The 3,048-nt window shown below is 49.9% G+C and carries 1 protein-coding gene; it reads left to right on the top strand.

From position 1 onward, the window contains the following. Positions 1-3,048, top strand: a 3,048-nt coding sequence (locus OEL57_RS15765) for a hypothetical protein (RefSeq protein WP_300741787.1), incomplete at both ends; no start/stop codon positions are given.

Here is a 3,048-nt window from a genome sequence, read left to right as displayed (position 1 = left end):
GCTTAATTGATATGAATTTTAAAAAATCTATGTTTCGTTATTTTGTATCGGTAATGCTGTTGTTTTCCATGATTTTTGGTCTCACGCTTCCTGTTTTTGCGACAGGTCTGGCGCCAGAAAAAAGTACACAATACATCCAGTATAACAGCGCAACCAAAGAGTTGATTCAAAAGACCATTTCGGAGCTGTCTGCCAAAGGCAAGGTTTATAAGCCAAAGACAGACAAGGCTTTGGGGCTAAAAGTGAATCAGATTAGTGGTCTTTCGCTTGGAGCGGTCAAAACCTCTATCCTGTTTGATTTGTTTTCAAACTATGAGGACGGGCGGATTGACACAGCCAGGTTTGGGTTGGATGCAGTAACGATCGAAAAAGTTCTGAACATGACCCTAAAGGAATTTGCGCTGGACAGCGCGGTCGACATAGTGGAGATTAAAACCGATGATAATGGTATTGCCATCGGCATCGAATTCGAAATGCGCAGCTCTTTCAAGTCTGGTTTGGATGAGTTTTCCTCAGTCAGCAAGGGAGAGCCAAAGGCGTTGAATTCTGGTGAAAATGGAGATCTTGGAACCGTGCACGACACCGTCAGCGACGACAAAGGCGGAACCGAAACGGCCGCAGTGACCGTGACGGAAACCGAGGTAAATGCCGCGTCTGGGTGGACGGCAGAATTCAACTGGAGTTACCGCTATGTGGGTGATCCGACGAATCAGGTTGGCCTTGTGTTTCGTGATGGCGCAATTCAGACTGCGGCTAAGGACGAGGGGTACTTCCTGACCAAGATTGAGTTCTACTTAGAGAGCACTACGCTTACCCCTCTGCAGCCCGACGACACGGAGCCAATCATACTCGATGCCTCTGAGGGGACAGTATCTACAGAGGGAAATATAACCACCATTACCTATCCAAACGGCCTGAAGGTGGAAGATCTTTTTGTGGATAACGCCTATTTAGGAGGCCTTCAGGCAGAACTAAATACGGAGCTCGAGAACAACGGAGGCGTCCCCAACGAAAAAGCCCTGCAATTGATAGATCAGCTTAATGCGTTGGGACCGTGCATTTTCAGCCATGTTCTGACGGCTTCTTTTACGGATCCGGAGAACTATCCTTCTTATGACGAAACGCTTGCCGATGTCTATAAGGAGACCATCAATGCAACGGAGCTGGCCGTTTATCAGTACTATGCCGAGCTGTGCGATTTTAACGGTGCGTTTCCGCAGCATTTCGGATCGGCCGCCAATTTCTGGACATCCAAGGATACCAGCTCCGGCGGCACACCAATTCTGGGTGCACTCAAAACTCTAGCAAATATGCAGCCAGACACCTTTGTTCCCTTCGGTGCCTATGACGCCGATCAAAACGGCGAATTGGACATGCAGACCGAGATCGGCCTTGATTTTCTGATCTCGATGCTGACGCAGGCATTCATGGCCTATGAGCAGCAGCTCGGGCCTCTTTTGGACGCGAAAATTTACGACTGCGCACAACAGATCAATGAGAACATGACAACGGAACAGAAAATGCTGGCGATTCATGACTGGCTGGCCAACAATGCGGAGTTTGACATAGGCATCATCACTGCCATGAAGGACGGCACCTCCGGGGGCTCCGACCCTTCTCAGATGACCGCTTTCGGCACGCTTTTGTACGAACCACTTGGCATAGAGGGCGCCATTTGCCTTGGTTATGCCGCCACCTATTATCTGCTGCTGCTGCAAGAGGTAATGGGACTTGACATAGACGAACACGACATCGTAATGGTGCGCTGGTGGGCCGATATTGCCGAAACCAGCGTTGCCGGCCCCGACTCCGGCTTTGGCCAGGGAAGGTTCAACGAGACCCACTACTTCAATGCAGTGAAGTTGGGGGACGAGTGGTATTATATCGATGCCTGTTATGACGATATCTATTGCGAAGTTATGACGCAGTACCGCGTGGAGACAGACGGAAACATCTCCCATGACTATTTCCTGTTTGCCCCCACCAGCGCACTGAACATGTTTGACGGCAACATCGACTATATTGACTCTGCCTATGACGGCGTGACTTTCCAGCGACGTCTCGATCTCGACGATCAAGGCCAAGTACAGTACAAGAACATGTCCCCGCTCTACGAAACCGACCTGGATGATGCAGGTAATGAGCATGTAATCTGGTATCACTCGGACTATCCTGAGGCGGCGCAGGATGCGGACGATGCAACTAACGCCTATTTGGATTCATCAATTGAATGTAGCGAAACAGCTTATGATGACACGCAGTACGAGAAATCGTGGTTCACTGCCGCAATGGGGGAGATTCACTGCGACGGCACGTATTATTACTATGTGGCAGGCGGGCTGAATTCCTACGCTGCGATGTCGGGCAACGATTTCGACAACGGGCAGGGCGGCAACTATGACATTGATGTGAATTTGGGAGAGATATTTAACAACGATGACCCTTCATTTGCGGACCGATTGGTTCGGCGCAAAATGACTGCTCCGGTCAATGCCACACAGGACAGCGCAAACGAAAGCAACTGGGCGCGTCAAGTGGAGATTGAGTTCTCCATGAATGGCGGCGAACCGATGACGGCAGAGCGGGATGTATTTGTGGATCCTTATACGGAGACCATTTTCCACTATGGGTTTGGCACTCTGGGACAACCTCGGCTGGACAGTGATAAGACGACCCCGATCCTTGGGGAGGATGGCAACTATATCAACGACAAAACCGAAGTGCCGTTGCTGGCGGAATATGCAGACATTGTCGCATATGATGCAGAATTTATGGAGATCTACCCCGATCTTGCCCACACCTCCGGTGTGTACGACGGGAAGTTGTACTTTAATGTTGCAAATCAGATTTATTCGCTTAGTATAGCGGATATTGCTGATTGGGATTATACCATCGCTCTGCTCAAGGAGTACAACACGGTTTCCTACTTCTCCGATGGGTTGGACTTTGGAAATGAAAACGGCAGCAGATTTACCGGAAAGACTTTCCATCTGACCTCAGACCAGGCTAAGGCCATCGGCACGATGACCGGCAAGCCCATTGCAGCCA

Source organism: Trichlorobacter sp. (genome assembly GCF_030247655.1).
GTDB lineage: Bacteria > Desulfobacterota > Desulfuromonadia > Geobacterales > Pseudopelobacteraceae > Trichlorobacter.
The sequence above is the reverse complement of the archived record's forward strand: the minus strand, read 5'-3'. Positions and strand labels throughout refer to the sequence as shown.